General features: G+C 66.8%; 15 protein-coding genes. 9 read left to right on the plus strand and 6 right to left on the minus strand.

From position 1 onward, the window contains the following. The first annotated feature begins 175 nt into the window (after positions 1 to 175). Complete coding sequence (locus AAEP80_RS04090) at positions 176 to 1,156, plus strand: hypothetical protein (RefSeq protein ID WP_420366047.1); 981 nt, start codon at positions 176 to 178, stop codon at positions 1,154 to 1,156. Positions 1,157 to 1,192: 36 nt separating this feature from the next. Here AAEP80_RS04090 and AAEP80_RS04095 read toward each other — a convergent pair whose 3' ends face one another. Beyond that, complete coding sequence (locus tag AAEP80_RS04095; RefSeq protein ID WP_420366048.1) at positions 1,193 to 1,441, minus strand: hypothetical protein; 249 nt, start codon at positions 1,439 to 1,441, stop codon at positions 1,193 to 1,195. Between the two features lie 294 nt (positions 1,442 to 1,735). Continuing rightward, positions 1,736 to 1,936, minus strand: coding sequence for a hypothetical protein (locus tag AAEP80_RS04100; protein ID WP_420366049.1), 201 nt, complete (start codon positions 1,934 to 1,936; stop codon positions 1,736 to 1,738). A 253-nt stretch (positions 1,937 to 2,189) separates the two neighbouring features. On the opposite strand from AAEP80_RS04100, the gene AAEP80_RS04105 reads away from it, so the two are divergent. Genes AAEP80_RS04105 through AAEP80_RS04115 form a run of 3 tightly spaced genes read left to right on the plus strand, consistent with a single transcriptional unit; the run spans position 2,190 to position 5,668 of the window. Then, positions 2,190 to 2,951 (plus strand): hypothetical protein, encoded by a 762-nt coding sequence (locus AAEP80_RS04105; protein WP_420366050.1) that lies wholly within the window; start codon positions 2,190 to 2,192, stop codon positions 2,949 to 2,951. Continuing rightward, positions 2,944 to 4,095 carry a helix-turn-helix domain-containing protein gene (locus AAEP80_RS04110; protein ID WP_420366051.1) on the plus strand — a complete coding sequence of 384 codons (1,152 nt, stop codon included), beginning with the start codon at positions 2,944 to 2,946 and terminating at the stop codon, positions 4,093 to 4,095. Before AAEP80_RS04105 ends, AAEP80_RS04110 begins: the two co-directional genes overlap by 8 nt. A 16-nt stretch (positions 4,096 to 4,111) precedes the next feature. Further along, positions 4,112 to 5,668 (plus strand): PIN domain-containing protein, encoded by a 1,557-nt coding sequence (locus AAEP80_RS04115; RefSeq protein ID WP_420366052.1) that lies wholly within the window; start codon positions 4,112 to 4,114, stop codon positions 5,666 to 5,668. 419 nt (positions 5,669 to 6,087) lie between these two features. On the opposite strand, the gene AAEP80_RS04120 is transcribed toward AAEP80_RS04115, so the two are convergent. Together AAEP80_RS04120 and AAEP80_RS04125 are read right to left on the minus strand one after the other, a co-directional pair. Continuing rightward, complete coding sequence (locus AAEP80_RS04120; RefSeq protein ID WP_420366053.1) at positions 6,088 to 6,351, minus strand: hypothetical protein; 264 nt, start codon at positions 6,349 to 6,351, stop codon at positions 6,088 to 6,090. 621 nt (positions 6,352 to 6,972) lie between these two features. Continuing rightward, entirely contained in the window at positions 6,973 to 7,599 is a 627-nt protein-coding gene (locus tag AAEP80_RS04125) for a GntR family transcriptional regulator (RefSeq protein WP_420366054.1), read from the minus strand. A gap of 184 nt (positions 7,600 to 7,783) precedes the next feature. Here AAEP80_RS04125 and AAEP80_RS04130 point away from each other — a divergent pair, with 184 nt between their 5' ends. The 3 genes from AAEP80_RS04130 (at position 7,784) to AAEP80_RS04140 (ending at position 12,152) form a co-directional block, all read left to right on the plus strand. After that, positions 7,784 to 9,076 (plus strand): MFS transporter, encoded by a 1,293-nt coding sequence (locus AAEP80_RS04130; protein WP_420366055.1) that lies wholly within the window; start codon positions 7,784 to 7,786, stop codon positions 9,074 to 9,076. Continuing rightward, entirely contained in the window at positions 9,073 to 10,482 is a 1,410-nt protein-coding gene (locus AAEP80_RS04135; protein ID WP_420366056.1) for a carboxylesterase family protein, read from the plus strand. Before AAEP80_RS04130 ends, AAEP80_RS04135 begins: the two co-directional genes overlap by 4 nt. Positions 10,483 to 11,534: 1,052 nt before the next feature. Next, positions 11,535 to 12,152: an arginase family protein gene (locus AAEP80_RS04140; RefSeq protein WP_420366057.1), complete on the plus strand. Its 618-nt coding sequence runs from the start codon at positions 11,535 to 11,537 to the stop codon at positions 12,150 to 12,152. Positions 12,153 to 12,351: 199 nt separating this feature from the next. On the opposite strand, the gene AAEP80_RS04145 is transcribed toward AAEP80_RS04140, so the two are convergent. Further along, the gene (locus AAEP80_RS04145) at positions 12,352 to 12,921 is read right to left on the minus strand and encodes a GNAT family N-acetyltransferase (protein ID WP_420366058.1); all 570 of its coding nucleotides are present in this window, start codon (positions 12,919 to 12,921) and stop codon (positions 12,352 to 12,354) included. Between the two features lie 48 nt (positions 12,922 to 12,969). Then, positions 12,970 to 13,539 carry a HEAT repeat domain-containing protein gene (locus tag AAEP80_RS04150; RefSeq protein ID WP_420366059.1) on the minus strand — a complete coding sequence of 190 codons (570 nt, stop codon included), beginning with the start codon at positions 13,537 to 13,539 and terminating at the stop codon, positions 12,970 to 12,972. A gap of 102 nt (positions 13,540 to 13,641) precedes the next feature. Here AAEP80_RS04150 and AAEP80_RS04155 point away from each other — a divergent pair, with 102 nt between their 5' ends. Both AAEP80_RS04155 and AAEP80_RS04160 read left to right on the plus strand, forming a co-directional pair. After that, positions 13,642 to 14,061: a helix-turn-helix domain-containing protein gene (locus AAEP80_RS04155; protein WP_420366842.1), complete on the plus strand. Its 420-nt coding sequence runs from the start codon at positions 13,642 to 13,644 to the stop codon at positions 14,059 to 14,061. Continuing rightward, positions 14,054 to 14,923 carry an alpha/beta fold hydrolase gene (locus AAEP80_RS04160; protein WP_420366060.1) on the plus strand — a complete coding sequence of 290 codons (870 nt, stop codon included), beginning with the start codon at positions 14,054 to 14,056 and terminating at the stop codon, positions 14,921 to 14,923. The genes AAEP80_RS04155 and AAEP80_RS04160 overlap by 8 nt, the downstream gene beginning before the upstream one ends. Positions 14,924 to 14,931 lie beyond the last annotated feature (8 nt).

Here is a 14,931-nt window from a genome sequence, read left to right on the forward strand (position 1 = left end):
AGGGAACACAAGCCAGTGGGGGAGGGCGTCACCTCGGACTGATCGGGTGCTGCACAAGCGCGTCACCCCTGAAGCCTGATCGCGATAGCACGCAGACAAGTGAGGCACGTCGAAAATCATGACTCAATCAAGAAGCTACGAGGAGCGACTGCACGCACATATCCAACGAAATACTATGCAGGACACGCTCGTCCGCGCGGGCGCGTTCCTCACAATTTATGAACTGGTGACGACAAGCATCGTCGAGATCGTTGCATCCTCCCACGAACGTGGGTGGGCCGAATCGGGTCCGATTTACACGCCCGAATACCAACAACGGTTCCTTCGGCGCGGGCAAAACCGCGTGAAGGAGTCAATCTCATGGTTGATCGACGAAGATGTGCTCGAGGACTCCGACCAGGAAACGATGGCGGAAGTCCGGGAGTACCGGAACTCACTTGCGCATGAACTGGCGAAAGCTCTGATCGACCCAGACGCTCCGGCAAAGCAAAACCTCATCGTCTGCCTCTACGAACTCATGCGCAAGGTCGAGCGATTCCAAGCATCACTTCACCTCGACGCAAATGCAGAGTTTGACAACCGTGAAGTCGACCCAGATGACGTGCACACCGGCGTTCGTATCGTCAGCGACCTCGTCATGCAGCTCATCATGCCGGCGCCCGGCGCCCATCTGTTCGCCCTCGACGATCGGACGCGCCGACAGTCGATTGTTGTCACGAGCGAGGAGCGGCCGGCCGTCTACGCAACACCAGACGCCCTCGAGACAGCCGTTGCGGAGTTGCCGGAAATCCCTCACGCGCCCGCGGGCGTCGCATCGTTACTACAGCTCAGCCGACGACTGCTCGTCATGTCGTCCGTGGAGTACGAGTTCGCGGCGCTCGGTGCAGAGAAAGCCCTGCAGGCAGTGGAAACGACGCTCCGACACGTGTTCAACGCGAACCCAAGGCAGCCCTACAGCAAGCTCATCAACCGCTACCTAGCCACGCATCCAGACGGCCCTCTCGATGCCGAGATGCTGAACAGCGGGCGGCGACTGCGAAACGTCGCCGCGCACCCCAAAAACGCTGCGGCGATGCCGATCGTGCTCATGATGCAGTCCGTTCGCACGAGCCACCAAATCGTCGAAGAGCTCCTTCGAAACCGCACGGAGCGGTGACCCGTCGGCACACAGCAGGCGTGCACCGGATTGCGCTTACGCGACCGCCACCACCGGTACGACCCACGTTCCGCCTCCGTCCCGCCAGCCGCCGGGCTCCGGGTGGACGCCCCACGCGGACAGCAGCATCGTGACCTTCAGTTCGTCGTCTGGGTCGTGAATGTCGCCGCTGAATCCGATGAGGTCGCCGGCCTTGTCGCCGGCGCCGGTTTCGTCGGGGTCGAGGCGCAAGCGCCAGATACCGATGTGGCGTTCGTAGGTGAGGCGGGCAAGGCGGACAGTCATGACATGGCTCCTGGGGTCGAGGCAGCCGCTTTGGGGCTGTAACCCCTACTATCGGCGGCGGTCGACGGGACTGAAGGTGGGCCCAATCATGAGGCTGCTCCTTGACGTCGTGTCGGTGCGCCGGGAGATGCCGCCACGGCGTCGTGGCGGCATCTCATCGCCTTTAGAACGGCGGGAGCCTGTCGAGGTTGTTCCTCGTGGTGGTGGTGGCGGTCGTATTCAGCGGCTGCCAGGCATGGTGATGCCCCTACGCCGACCCCGGAACGGGAGACGTCGTAGGGGCACCGGCCGGGACTACTTCTTCGTGCCGTATGGGCTCTGGTTCGTCGGCTTCAGCGAGATGCCGAGGTCCTGGGCTCGGGACTGGATCGCGGATTCGGTCCGGTCCATATGGATGCCGATCACGCGAGTGGGCGTGTTCCCCTTCGCCTCCCGACGCAACTGCGAGTCATCCGCCGAGGTCCAGGGCTTGTTGTGGTTCTTCGGAGTGGCCATGTTGGCTCCTCTGGTGTTGGAGCGTCTCGCCGTGGACGTGGCTAGCATTGTCGTGTTCGGCCAGAACCTTCGACCCCGCTTGCGCACGACCGCCGGCGGGGTCGCTGTTCGTTTGTCTCGGACGAGACAACGACAGCATACCCGAAGGGTGCACACTCTCGCCGAAAACTGAAGTCTCCATGCCTGCCTCTAGCGGTGACCTGAACTTGTGGCGTACGATCGCCGCACGCGACTAACAAACTCAGGAGCTGTGATGCGTGACGCCCCCCAGTGGCTGCTCGACCTGTTCGGTCCCTCCGCCGCCGATGTACTGCAGCTCATCCCCGAGGCGGTGATGGCCGGACACGAGCGCGCTCGCAATACGCAGCAAGCCAGTGGTCTGCGGCAGTTGAACCCCTACGGAAACACCTCCTGGTTGGTCGTCTTTGAGGAGTTCGTGTTAGCGCTAGGCGCCTTGCCGAACGCGGGGTTGATGCGGCCGAAGGGGGCGCCGTACGAGTTGGTAGTTGTCAACGGCACGGTCATCTGTCCGTGCCGAGTCAAGCGCACGACAGGGCGTCTCGCCGATGCGCGGCTGAAGCCGACACGGGTCCGTCGTGCTCTCAGCGCGTTGGACCGGTACGCGGATCCCGGTCAGACGCTGGACTTGTCGAACCTCGAGTACGACGAGGATGAGCTCTTTGACCCGTCATTCATCATCCCGAAGGACACGGCGGCGCGTGTGCTGTTCGTGCCGTACGACGTTGATGCGGATACCGGTCTCGTGGCGGTCGGAATCGGGCAGGGTGTTCTGCTAGATGACGGCGCCGTGGACTGGCTTGCGTTCGAAGAGCTCGACCTTGGTGCCCGACGTGCGGTGCCGCGTGCAGTGCCTTCTGGCCAGGAGTCGACCTTCGCGTCTGGCTCGCTGCCGGAGCCGTTCCTGCGTCCGCGCGTACAGCCGGTCGAGAATCCGGAAGCTGACGATGTGGCGGACACGGAACGTCGGAGCCCTGAAACTGGAACGGATGATTAGCCCACTTCGTTCAGTAACTCCCTCCGATGCCGCCGACGTCGCAGCGCTGTTCGACGCCGCCCGGCTTCGTCAGGCGCGGCGCTTGTCGTCCAAGACGAAACAGGCGCTGGCGATCGACGTTGGAGTTTCTCCCGCGGCGATAGGTCAATACGAGTCGGGCGTCATCGCGCCGCGCCCGGAGGTCGTGACGGCTCTCGCGTCCGCACTCGACGTGCCGGTGAGGTTCTTTGCCACCGGCCGTCCGCTTGCGCCCCTAGACACTTCGGACGCGCACTTCAAGTCGCTGCGCTCCACGACTGCCGGACAGCGCAACAAGGCGTTGGCGTACACCGAGCAGGTCTGGGAGCTCACGCACCTGCTGGAACGCTGGATTCAGTTTCCGACGGTCAATCTCGACATCGATAGCTGGTCCGGCCTGACGCGCGACCGAGTCCGTGCTCGCTCCGCGGCTGAGAAACTCCGCAGCGCGTGGGGTGTCTCGCTTGACGGTCCCTTCCCGCACCTGACCCGCACCGCGGAAGCGAATGGTGTCGTGGTGGTGTTCGCATCGTTTGCCAGCGATGACGAGGTAAAGCGGATTAGCGCTTTCTCAACGAGCAAACTGTCCCGCCCGATCGTCGTAACGCCTCCGGATCGAGTGGATGACGTCTTCACGCATCGGTTCAATCTGGCTCACGAGCTCGGGCACTTCGTTCTGCACGAAGATGGAGTGCACGGCGATATCGAGATAGAACGGGAAGCGGACCGGTTTGCCGGCGAGCTGCTGATGCCGGAGAAGCCGATGCGAACCCTACTGGGCCCACGGGTCGAGTGGGATCGCTTGGCGAAACTTAGTCAAGTTTGGGGCGTCGCGATCAAGTCGCTGATTTTCAGATCTCGGCAACTTGACATCATCTCCGACGCGTCTGCCCGCCGTGCATATCAGCGATTAGAGACGATGAAATCCTCGGGGCTCATCAAGCCGTCGCCCACCGCGCGCTACGAGGGAGAGATGCCCGTCTTGTTGAAGCGTGCTTATGAGTATGCGGAATCCCAAGGAGCTGACATAGCCTCAATCGCCGCTGAGCTGGCATGGCATCCTGCGCGAGTGCGAGAGCTGCTCCGGAGCGGTGATGAACGCCCGAAGTTGACGGCGCTGCTCTAATCCGGGGGGAGAATAAATGATCCTGGTCATTGATACGAACTTGCTGCTTAGTCATCCTGAGCTTGACGGACAGCAATGGGACGAAGTAGTGCAGGCCATTGCTGACGACGTCCTCACTGTCGTGATTCCGCACGTCGTCGCTGATGAGCTCACCGCCCGTGTACGCGCTAAACGCGCCGAGACGAAGCCCGTCCGCCCGAAGGGGAAGGGCTACCATCGAATCCCGGCGCGCATCAGCAGCGCCGTCGATGCCGCGTATACGGCGGCCAACGAGCAGATTGAGCGATGGGTGCAGTCCTACGACGCCCACCGCGTCCTCACGGAGGCCGGCTTCACCATCCGGCCCGCACCCGTTGCTGCCCACGAGGACCTTGGCTGGCGTGCGGCTAACCGCCGACGGCCATTCGACGACGACGGAAATGGGTACCGCGACACGCTCCACTGGTACACCGTGCTTGAGCTGTTACGGGAGAACCCGGGGGAGCACGTTGTGCTGCTCTCCGGAGACAAAAAGGCCTATTGGGACGGCAACAGCCCGCACCCGGACATCGTCGCCGAATACGAGCCACTGCTCGCCGATGGAGCTACCTTCACCCTCGGCAAGGGTCTTTCGGACATCTCAATCCCGAGCAAATACACGAAGGCCGAGGAGCCGGTCACGCTCACCGATGAGGAACGCGACGAGATCGTCGCGGAGCTCTTCGCCGACGGCGCATTGCGCGCACCCGATCTCGACCCGGACCAGCCTGATGGGGTCGAGATCACCGACCCGAAGCGCCCGACCGTGATTTTTGCGCGAGCCCGCGAGCTCACCACCAGAGGCACTGCTTACCAGGTCCGAATTCGACTCAACGGACACATCACCCTTGACTGGGTCGACTGGATCGATGACCCCGCCGACCCCAGCCTGCGCGGAGACTTCGACATCACCGTCTGGTACGTCCGCGACGCAAACGGAATGGAGCTCAATCGCGCTGACGTGCAACGTGCACCGATCGAGCCATCCCCTCGACGCACATCAAGCCGGAGCGGCTACCCGGGCAATGCTGCTTGGGAGGCACTCAAGGGCACGCGTGTGAGCGACGTCGACACCAGTTCGCTCGCTAGGGACAGCGTCGCCAACCTTCTCCGGAACATCGGGCACCTACCGATCGCTGAGATCACAGCGAGCAGGCTCCGTAACGAGTGGATGGCCGACATGATGCGGGCTTCTCACATGGCTGCTGCGGCTGAGGGCGCTATGGCGGCTGTGGCTGAGCAGGCTGCCCGCGGTCTTGGCGCGCAGGGCGCTATGGCGGCTGCGGCTGAGCAGGCTGCCCGCGGTCTTGGCGCGCAGGGCGCTATGGCGGCTGTGGCTGAGCAGGCTGCCCGCGGTCTTGGCGCGCAGGGCGCTATGGCGGCTGCGGCTGAGCAGGCTGCCCGCGGTCTTTGCGCGCAGGGCGCTGTCGCCAACGCAGCGGGGCGACTTGCGCGTGGGGAAGACTTCGGCCCCGAGGAGGCTCCCACCGAGGAAGCAGTCACGGGAGCGCAGGATCAACAAGGCTCACCCGAAGCGAACGAATTGCGCAACTGAGAGCCACGTTCGGGGCTGCGAGGTACTCACATTACGACCATCTCATGGCCCCGCCGCGACCACCGTGTCTCCGGCGGTTGACCCGCAGCTTGTGGTGATCCGAGTCGCTCGGGCCGGGGAGTTTGCGTCTGACGAACTCCACCTCTGACCAGGGCTTCCTGTCAAGAGGGGAAAATCAACGGCGCCTCAGGGGAAACGCAGGTGCTGGGGTCTCCGGCGAAGGCGTGGATCCGCATCACTGCGCGGGTGAACGAGACTTGCAAATGACCCGCCAACGCAAAGAGCTCCAGATCCCCGTTACGACGGGGATCTGGGGCTCTTTCGCTTCACCCTGTCAGCTCCTCCGGTAACCAGGCGGTAACGGACCTTCTCGCGGCAAGTGTGAGCAACCGCACTTCGAGTCGCAGGCTTGACTGGCGTTAGACGTTCAACCTCGATGGTGGGTTCCGCAGCCTCACGATGATGCGCGCCGCTGCCTCGTCGCCGGACACGGTGCCGGCGGCCACCTGAGGGCCGAGCTCCCGGGTCTCCTCGTCGGTGACCTGGTGGCCAGCGGCACCGAGGGCTGCGTCAGCACGGGTGATCGCGCGCTGGATCTCGGCGTCGGTGCGTGCCGGCTTGGTCTCGAGCTGCTTCGCGGTGCCGGACCCGGTGACGGCGTGCTGGGGGTTGACGTGGTGCATGAGGGCTCCGTTTTGTCCGAAGCCAGTTCACCGGCGGGGATCTAGCGTGCTGGAGGGATCGCGCGGTCTTCGAGCACCGGAGGGGGCTCCGGAAGTTTCGGATAAGGGGCACCATCACCGGCGTGGATCGTGCCCCTTGAAGTGACATGGGGCTGAGCATGTTGGGCGAGCAGTTGGCTGCTGCGGAGGCTGGCCCTCGTGCGATTGCTCTGACCAGTGCCGGGCAACATCCACGGTCGGCCGGTAGGCGATCTCGCCCGTGGCGGAGCGTCCGTATGGCGCAGCCGAGTGAGAATCAAATCGGACGGGGTATCTGCGACGCGGCGGCTCGCGAGAGGGCTGATCTACTCTGGCTGGCCGATCGCCGACCGGCTGTCGGACGACTCCTCAGGACTCAAGGAAGCGTCTGCCAACGCAGAAGCCCCGGCACAGGTCGGTGTACCGGGGCTCGAACGCGGGAGGCTACTTCTTGCCGCCCTTCGCCTGCGAGAGCGCGCTGGCTGCCACGCTGCGAGAGCGTGCGGAGCTGCGGCCATCAGTCAGGATCTTCGACGCCTTAGACCACCACTACTGCGGTGACGAACGTCGCGATGACGACGCCCGGTCCCGGGCCGGCAACCGCTACCCGGGTGTCGGTCGCGTCGTCGACAGTCGAGCGTGCGCACTCGAGACGTGCTTCCGCAACGTCGCGCCGAGGACCTCGCTGTCCCCGGCGCGGATTGCGGCGACCATAGCGTCGTGCTCGTCCTCGGCCTGCCGGCGACCGTCGAGGTGGGCGACGTTCTCGTAGGAGTACGGCTGGCCAGCACTGAGCAGGCCGGACAGGATCCGCACGGTCCGCGGACGGCCGGTCAACTCGTGGATCTGCCGGTGGAAGTCGTAGTTCGAGCGCATCCACGTGTCGACGTCGTCCGTGCGTCGCATCTCCTCGGCGAGGGCGGACAGCGCGGCGATGGCGCGGGGCGTGGCGCCGTCGATGACCAGCGGGGCGATCGACGGTTCGAGCGCCGTGCGGAGCATGTAGACCTCGTCAAGGTCCTCCGCGGTGAGGGAACGGACGGTGCCGCCGCCCCCGGCGCGCATCTCGACGAGCCCCTCGCCCTCGAGCAGCCGGAGCGCTTCCCGGACGGGGTTGCGACTGACGCCGAACCGCCGAGCGAGATCCTCCTGGACGAGTTGCGTGCCAGGCAGGATCGTCCGCTCGCGGATGGCGCGTGCCAGTTCGCGAGCAACCTCGTCCGGTGTCACAGCGCTCCTCGTCGTCGGTGGGTGCGGTCGACATCCTATGCAACCAGGGCGCAGTGTCCGCGTTGTCCTCACTGCGGACAGTGCGTACACTGACGACGGCGACGGGACTGCCCGCAGTGTCAGACGTCGTCTCGACCGCCGTCCAGGTGGTCGTCCTGTTCATCGATGAAGAGTGGAACCCGGAATGCATCGTCGCGTTCACTACGCCTGGGCGGTCTTCGCCGCAACGGCCGTGCTGTCGTTCGTCGGCTTCGGCCTGACCGTCAACACCTCGAGCCTGTACTGGGCTTCGCTGGAGAAGGACCTCGGCGTCCCGCTCTCGAGCGTTTCCCTGATGGGCACCGTCACCGGGATCGCCGGGGCGGTGGCACTCCTCGGGGCAGGGTCGCTCTTCCAGAAGATCGATGTGCGGTGGGCGCTCGGCGGCATGATCGTCGCCGCGACCCTCGCCTACGGCCTGTCCGCCGTGGCGCCCGGGCTGGTCGTCCTCTACATCGCGAACGTCGTCCTCGGGGCGGTGAAGGCGATCGCGTTCGGTTTCGTGATCCCCCTCCTGCTGGGCAACTGGTTCGACCGGCACCTCGGTCTCGTCGTCGGTATCACGGGAGCGCTCACCGCCGTCGGCGGCGCGGTGTTCTCGCCGATCATCGGATCGGTCATCGAGTCGTCCGGCTGGCGCACCGGCTACGTCGTGACCGGCGTCATCGTCCTGGTCACGCTGCTGCCGCTGGCGTTGTTCGTCGTCCGGCTCGCACCGACCGGCGACCAGAAGCCCTACGGCTGGACCCCTGCCGAGCCGGGCGCGGTCGAAGCCGCGCTGCCGACGGTCGGCGTGCCCGCCTCGCGCGCCTACCGCAGCGCGCCCTTCTACGGCTTCGTCGCGATGGGGATCCTCCTGCAGCTCACCGGAGCGCTCGTCCAGCACATCCCGACGTACTTCACCACGATCGGGATCGGTCTCACCGCGGCGTCGAGCATCTACGCGCTGCTGCTCATCGGCGCCTCCGTCGGCAAGCTCGCCATCGGCGCCGCCATCGACCACCTCAACCCCGTCCTCGTCGCGGCGGTCTTCGTCGCGATCGCGATCGGCGGGTGGGGCATCCTGCTGGCCTTCCGTGGCGACGCGGTACTCTCGACCGGCAGCTTCATGGCCGGCATCGGTCAGGCGGTGAACCTCGTCGCGGTACCCGTGCTCATCCGGACGGCGTTCGGCGCGAAGGACTACGGGAAGATCCTCGCCAAGGTGCTCGTGGCGGGATCGCTCGCGAACGCCGGCGGCGTGTACCTGCACGGCCTGCTCTACTCGGCGACGGGCAGCTACCGACTCTCCCTCTCGCTCGACATGGGGTTCTACGCCGTCGCCTTCGTGCTGATCGTGCTCGCCCTGCCCGCGGGTCGTCGCCTGCTGCGCCGGGAGACCGCCGCTCCTGCAGTCGACGCCGCGCCGGCACCGGTGGCCGGGAGCGGCGTCGCGTGACCGGTACGGCCGAACCCGTCCGGGTCTGGACGGGCATCCCGTTCGCCGACGCCCGCCGCTTCGGGGCTCCCGTCCCGGTGCCGTTCGACCGCGATGCTCCCGCGCTGCAGCCGGGTGTCGCGCCACACCAAGAGCAGCCGGACTGGCTCGACCTCGGCGCACCCCTCAGCGAGGACTGCCTCACGCTCCACGTCTGGTCGCCGCCGCGGTCCGCCGTGCTGAAGCCGGTCGTGGTGCAGCTCTACGGCGGTGGTTTCGAGCACGGTTCCAACACGAGCTGGGTGTCCGACGGGTCACGACTGGCCGCGGCTGCGGACGTCGTGGTCGTGGCCCCGAACTACCGCGTCGGCGCGTTCGGCTTCCTGTCCCTCAGCCGCTTCGGCGGCCCCTTCGTGGACGCGTCGAACCTCGGTTTGCAGGACGTGGTCGCCGCCATCGAGTTCGTGCTCGAGCACGCGCCCGAGTTCGGCGGCGACCCCGACGACGTCACCGTCCTCGGCGAGAGCGCCGGCGGGTTCCTGACGGCGGCACTCGCCGCCGTCCCCCGCGTGCGTGAGCGCATCCGACGGTTCGCGGTCTTCTCGGCCGGGGCGTCGCGGCTCGTACCACAGGCGACCGCCGACAAGACGGCCGACCGGTTCCTCGACCACCTCGGGCTCCAAGCCGACCCGGGTCCGTTGCTTGAGCTGCCCGCTGCGCGGGTCCTCGCCGCACAGCGGAGTGTGATCGGCACCGACATCGGTCGTCGGAACGGGCCGGCGCCGGAAGCGCTCGGTGTCGTGCTCGACGCCGCGGTCCCGGCCGGCGTGCTCGACCAGCACCCTGCGGACGCCGTGGCGGCCGGAGCGATCGCCCACGCGAACGTCCTCGTCAGTGCACTCACCGACGAGATCGCGTCGTTCCGGGCAGCAGACCCCGCCGCGTTCGTGCCGACGTCACGGCAAACGCTCCTCGACGAGCTCGCACGGTTCGACGTGCCCCGCGATCGCGCGCAGGAGGTCCTCGACGTCTACGCCGCCGCCGGCGGCGACCTCGGTGACCTGCGCGAACGCCTCCTGACCGACTACGTCTACCGGCTCCCGGCAGCGCGGCTCGCCCGCGCCCAGTCGGCGGCCGGCGGTCGGGCGCACCTGCTCCTCATCGGGGGAGCGGACGGCGAACCGGCCGCACACGGCAGCGACGTCCCCGCACTGGTGGGGCGGTCGATGCCCGGCGCCACCGACGCGGCCCGTGCCCGGGACGAGCGCATCACGCAGATCGTCGCGGCCTTCGTCCGCGACGGCACGGTGTCCTGGGATCCGGTCGGTGCCGGGGTGGTCGCCGGGTCTGTCGGCGAGGTGCACGGCGACGCGACGGAGCAGTACGTCCGCGTGCTCCGGACATGGGACGGCATCCACAGACCCTGACCGAGACCTTGAGGCACAGCCCAACCCCACTGTCGCCGGCGTCCTCGCTGTCCTCCTCGTCCAATACTGCTCGGAAGAGAGGCTTCCCCCACCTCGAACGGTTCGCTCAACAGCACAGACCCTCGATCTCAGCGAACTCGCGCCAGAAACGCCTGCCGCCCCCCGCGACGCGCACTCCGCACCAGCCGTCTCGATCGCCGACCAGATGTCGGGCAGTAGATAGATCAGCTGCCGGCGGTCAACGGTTCGACCGGCCAGTTCGGAGCCGTCCGCGTGGGCCGCGGTTCGGTCGCCGATGGCACTCACCGCCCTGCCGCAGCGGAGGGCTCCCGAGCCTTCTGGCGTGTGAACGGACCGGGTCACGGCATCACGAGTGACTGACAAGTACCTCCGGCACGACTCGCCCGAAGCGTTCATCAGGTATCGACGTCGACTACTTCATCCTCGATCATCCGCTTCAATCGCGCCGCCGAATCGCATCACAACTCCGCTTCGTGTGTCGCGGACAACCAGCCCAAGAGTCACGGCGGTCCGACCGGCGAGAGCGATGCCGCACGGATTGGTCAGCCGCGGTACACCCGTCCGCCCGCCTGAATCGACACGGGCGCCGGTCTGGGATGAACAGGACCAGCTCGCTTAGTCGGTCAGATTTGATCAACAGCCGTCCACGCGAGTGCTGTCGCTGCGTCACGAATCATTAGTTCAGCGCTGGCCCCGGTGCATGCGGCCGCAAATTCTGGCTGGTGATTTGACGCGCCTCTCGCGTCAACGGCGACATAGGGATGGATAGCCGGAACGAATTGCGAGACGTTGCCCATGTCGGTTGAAGCGCGTGCCATCTGACCCGAGGCGCCGCCTGCGGCTTCCGTCCTGCCAAGCGCGGCTGCGTTCACACGCCAAGCCCGGAGCGCCGACGCGTCGTTTCGGAACTCTGCGTAGGGCTGGCTTTCGGGCGTGATCGACAGGGTCGCCCCGGACGCGAGCGCCCCCGCTTCGAACGCACGCCGCTCGCGGACCGTGTCGAAGCGGTCCTGGCCACCGGGGCGGCGCCGTTGGTCATCGGTGGAGACTGCAGCGTGCTCCTCGGGGCCGGCCTGGCGATGAAGCGACGTGGCGGTGTCGGGCTGGTGCACGTGGACGGACACACCGACTTCCGGCACCCGGGCAACAGCGACGGGTGCGCGAGCGTCGCGGGGGAGGACCTGGCCGCCGCTGTCGGGCTCCACTGGCCAGCCGTGTCCGACATCGACGGCGCCGGCCCGTACTTCGAGCCCGCACGGACTGCACACGTCGGCTGCCGTGACGACGACGCCGAACTCGCGGAGGTCCGCACCGTGGTCGGTGCGGTGGTCCCGACCTCGGAGTGGCGCGGTCGCGGCACCGCTGCCGTCGTCGACGCCCTGCGGACGACAGCGGGTGCTGCCGGCTACTGGTTGCAGGTCGACGTCGACGTGCTCGACCCGTCGGTGATGCCCGCGGTCGACAGTCCGGACCCTGGTGGTTGCACGCCGGAGGAGCTGATCGAGCTGCTCCGTGGCCTTGCACCGCGCGCCGTCGGCGCCTCGGTCACGGTCTACGACCCGGACCTCGATCCCAATGGCACGTACGCCCGCCTCTTGACGGAGATTCTCACGGTCAGCCTTGGTGACCTCGGAAGCGAGCTGCGGTAGCAACGTCCGGTAGCAGATCGGCAGCCGGACGCTCGGCACGAAGCGAGTCCCGCGGATGAACATGCTGGCACGGGGCCGGGGTGCTCCTCTTGGCGTTCGGTTGGCCTGGAGCTGCGGCTCCTGTCGTGGTTCTACCCGGGGCCGTTCGGTCAAGGACGTCGACGGCGTCCTTGGGCGGAGGATCTACGCCTGCGGTTGTTTACCTTGTCGAAGGCAGTGCCCGCCGGCCGTGCTCCTCGCGCAGCATCGCCCAGGTGTCGATGCTCGTCCATTCACCCTTGAACCAATCCGCATCCACAGCGCGGCCCTCGTGCCGAAGGCCGAGCCGCCTGAAGAGTTGCGCCGCGGCGATGTTGCGCGCATCCGTCATCGCGATGATCCGGTGAGCCTCCTGCAAGCGGAACAGATCGTCGATGAGTTGACGGAGTGTCTCCTGGCCCGCTCCGATACCTTGCCACTCGGGTGCCAGTGTCACGCCGAGTTCGTACGTGTCTGGCTGATCCGCGATGGCGTGCACGGCGGCGTCGCCGACTAGTGATGTGGTATCTCGGTGGTGGACTGCGATCTGGAGCCATTCGCCCGAGCCTGGAAGCAGCTTCGTCGGCTGGTCGGCGATGAGCGCGTCGGTGTCGGCGTCGGACCAGCCCGGTGTCCACGACTGGAACCGTGCCACGTTGGGGTCGCGGCGGTAGGCCGTGAAGGCCGTTCGGTCAGCCCGGCTGAGCACGCTGAGGGTGAATCGTTCCGTGAGGATGGGGAACTCGAGCACGGCAGGAACGCTACCGGGACCTTCGGCGCGGCCGTCCAAAACGCCACCTCAGCCCTTCGCGTTCCGGGTGTTCCCCTTCGCGACCTCGCGGCGCGCTGCCTCAACCGCGAGCTGGCTGCCTGCAGCCGGATCCGTGAGGAGCCTGAGGGTCGCGGCGGCATGTGGCTCCTCCGCGCGTGACTCGAGCAGGGGCGTGATGACGTCTGCTCCGAGCGCGACGAGCGCCTGGCTCAGACTGAGCTGGACGGCGCGGTCTCCACGCCCGAGCTGACTGATAAGCAGCTCACCCAACGCTGGGGCTCCGCCGACCGGCACGGTGGCGACGGCGGCACGCCACGCGGCGCGCGCGACCTCGTCATCGGGGTCGGTGATGGATGCGACCACCACCTGGTGGGTGGACGTGTCGGCGATCTTCGAGAGCGTGTGCAACGCCTGACTCCGCGCCTGCGGGGTGCCGCGTTTGGCCTCATCGAGGAGGCGCGGCAGCACGGCGCGTGCAGGGAGGCGTGTGAGCGCCCACGTGAGCATGTCGCGGACGAAGAAGTCGGGCTCGACCGCGCACCGGACGATGAGGGCGTCGAGGTCGACCGGGTCTGCTGCCGTGCCGATAGCGAGCACGGCTTGCAGCCGAACGGAAGGCGATGCGGCGTCGAGGCCGCGCTGTCGTAGGTCAGTATGTGCGTTCATGGTTGTTTGTGTCAGTATAGGGCCGTGAGCGAGATGCTGAGTGTCGAAGATGTAGCGGAACGTCTACAGCTCCGTCCGCGGACCATCCGTGACTACATCCGGACGGGTCGGTTGCAGGCGACGCGGATCGGTAAGCAGTACCGGATCCGGGTCGAAGACCTCGAACTGATCGGCACGCAAAGGCCGACCACCGCTGCACCATCGTCTGGCTCGTCGGACGGTGAAGCCGCGGTCTCGGCGACAGTGGTGGTTCGCATCGAGGCCGCAGACAGCCGGCAGGAGGAACGGGTGTTCACGTTGTTGAACGTCGTGGGCGGGACCTCGGGGGTCGCGTTGCAGGTCGCACGCATACCGAAGGACGGTGCGCTCCAGGTCGTGGCGACAGGAGAGCTCGCCGGTGCGCTGGACGTCCTGACGTTCATCAGCAACGCGATGGAGGCAACTCGTGACTGAGGATCGCCGGTTCCGCAGCGCTGACGGTGCAGCCGAACTCCGGCGGATGTACGACGCCCTCGTCGACGAGCACTTGCCTCAAGTCGCCCGGCAAACGATCGCGACCACGATTGGGCCGGTTGCCGTGCTCAGTGCCGGTCCGAGGGATGGCCACCCCGTCGTTCTGCTGCACGGTTCCGGAGCAACAGCACTCTCCTGGGCGCCCACGATCCGACGCCTGTCCGACGAGTACCGCGTCCACGCCGTAAACCTCCCCGGGGAGCCTGGCCCGAGCACAGCAACCCGTGTTCCGTTCCGGGCGACAGAACAGGCGGACTGGTCCGCCCAGGTCGTCCGCGCGGTGGCCGATCGGCCCGCTGCCGTCGTGGGAGTCTCAATCGGCGGATGGATCGCGACCGCGCTCGCAGCACGCAACCCTGAGCTGGTGGCTCATCTCGTGCTCCAATCCGCGAGCGGGCTCGGACCCCGTCGGGTGCTCCCGCTCGTCCTCGCCGGCGCCCTGACGGTGCTCGGCGAACGGGGGCGTCGATCTGCGCTTTCGTACCTGACCGGTCCCCACGCCGCTCCGTCGGAGCGCACGCCGATGAACCGAGACCTCGATGCCCTCTCGCTCCGGACGTTCGAGCACTTCAGGCCCCGCACCGACCCGCTCCCTGAGCACGACAGCGCTGACATGCAGCAGATCCGCGCACGGGTCAGCGCTGCCTACGGGGAACTCGACAGGATGCTCGATGCTCGAGCCGCTGCCGACCGGATCCGAAACCTCTTCCCGGCGGCCGTCGTCGAGCTCCGAACCGGTGCCGGCCACCTGATCGGTGACCAGGCCGCGTTGACACACGAGCAACTCGCGGCGTCCGGCTAGCGATCGGC

Origin of the sequence: Curtobacterium sp. L3-7 (genome assembly GCF_048756585.1) — a bacterium.
In the GTDB taxonomy this organism is placed as follows: Bacteria; Actinomycetota; Actinomycetes; order Actinomycetales; family Microbacteriaceae; genus Curtobacterium.

Bases quoted from the DNA above. Each gene is read 5' to 3' on its own strand.
- AAEP80_RS04100 (WP_420366049.1), bottom strand. From the start codon at position 1,936: ATGGCCACTCCGAAGAACCACAACAAGCCCTGGACCTCGGCGGATGAC.
- AAEP80_RS04130 (WP_420366055.1), top strand. From the start codon at position 7,784: ATGCATCGTCGCGTTCACTACGCCTGGGCGGTCTTCGCCGCAACGGCC.
- AAEP80_RS04090 (WP_420366047.1), top strand. From the start codon at position 176: ATGCAGGACACGCTCGTCCGCGCGGGCGCGTTCCTCACAATTTATGAA.
- AAEP80_RS04120 (WP_420366053.1), bottom strand. From the start codon at position 6,351: ATGCACCACGTCAACCCCCAGCACGCCGTCACCGGGTCCGGCACCGCG.
- AAEP80_RS04155 (WP_420366842.1), top strand. From the start codon at position 13,642: ATGCTGAGTGTCGAAGATGTAGCGGAACGTCTACAGCTCCGTCCGCGG.
- AAEP80_RS04105 (WP_420366050.1), top strand. From the start codon at position 2,190: ATGCGTGACGCCCCCCAGTGGCTGCTCGACCTGTTCGGTCCCTCCGCC.
- AAEP80_RS04115 (WP_420366052.1), top strand. From the start codon at position 4,112: ATGATCCTGGTCATTGATACGAACTTGCTGCTTAGTCATCCTGAGCTT.
- AAEP80_RS04110 (WP_420366051.1), top strand. From the start codon at position 2,944: ATGATTAGCCCACTTCGTTCAGTAACTCCCTCCGATGCCGCCGACGTC.
- AAEP80_RS04095 (WP_420366048.1), bottom strand. From the start codon at position 1,441: ATGACTGTCCGCCTTGCCCGCCTCACCTACGAACGCCACATCGGTATC.